This window comes from Bradyrhizobium forestalis, from assembly GCF_002795245.1.
In the GTDB taxonomy this organism is placed as follows: domain Bacteria; phylum Pseudomonadota; class Alphaproteobacteria; order Rhizobiales; family Xanthobacteraceae; genus Bradyrhizobium; species Bradyrhizobium forestalis.
The window spans coordinates 1-1,020 of the sequence record NZ_PGVG01000121.1 but is presented as its reverse complement, the minus strand read 5'-3'; the positions used below and the strand labels follow the sequence as shown (position 1 = coordinate 1,020).

Below are 1,020 nucleotides of genomic sequence, written 5' to 3'. Positions count from 1 at the left end.
CACTACAGACGGAAGCCACCTACCCTCGTGCCACTCTCACATGCAGCAGCGCGGCACCGCCCTCTGTGACCGACCTGGATGTGTCCACCACCCCGCGCGCCCCCGCGCCCCGGCAAATGTAAAGCTCCCCCACCGCACCGAACGGCACCAGCCCGCCATGATCGTCCAGCAGGTACACCCGCGTGTTCGCGATCGGACGGCCAATCGTCTCGACGACAGCCTCTCCCCGTCGCATGCAAATCCAGGTCGAGTACGTCGTGGTTTCCGAAGGCGCGTACAGATTGCAGATCTTCTCGACCCGACTGCTCTCGAAAGCCTTCTCTATGAGGCCTGCCTTCAGCCGCTCGCCCGCCAAATTGATGACCCTTGTCGAGGCCGGCACGGCTTTCTTGTCGACCAGAGCGGCGATCGCCGAGGGCACTGTGTTGATCAAAGAGATATCCAAAGACCTCTCGGCCAGCGCCAGCGCATTCTCGACAAGGTAAAGCGTGCTTCCTTGCGAAAGCGGAACGAAGCACTCATAGACGGACAGATCAAAACTGATCGAGGTGGCAAACAGCGTGCGGCTGATCTCTGATGCCGTAAACACGTCGCGGCTCCAATGCAGCAGGTTCACCGTGCTCGCATGCTCAATCATGACGCCCTTGGGCGTGCCTGTGGATCCGGAGGTGTAGATCACATAGGCGAGATGGCGTGAGGTGAGGCCGAGCGCACGCGGGTCCGAATCCGATTCCGGCAGGCTGGCCCACGCCGGTGCCGCCGCATCGAGCTCCACCACGCTCGCATCGACGCCCACATCGCCCAAGGCGGCGCGCCCCGCTGCATCGGCCAGCAGCACTCGCGGCGCCGCATCGTCGAGAACCTGCCGCAGCCGCGCCGGCGGATAGGCCGGGTCCAGCGGCAGATAGGCGCCCCCCGCCTTGAGGATCGCCAGCAGCCCCACCACCATCATCGGACTGCGCTGCAGGCAGATCGCCACCGGCTGATCCGGCTTCACCCCAATTGCGATCAGATGATGCG

Annotated in this window: 1 protein-coding gene; it reads right to left on the bottom strand. The window is 64.0% G+C overall.

Annotated features, from left to right (window positions below; translation table 11 throughout):
• Positions 1 to 19 precede the first annotated feature (19 nt).
• A partial coding sequence (locus CVM73_RS38755; RefSeq protein ID WP_146006756.1) for an AMP-binding protein occupies positions 20 to 1,020 on the bottom strand: 1,001 nt, incomplete at its 5' end.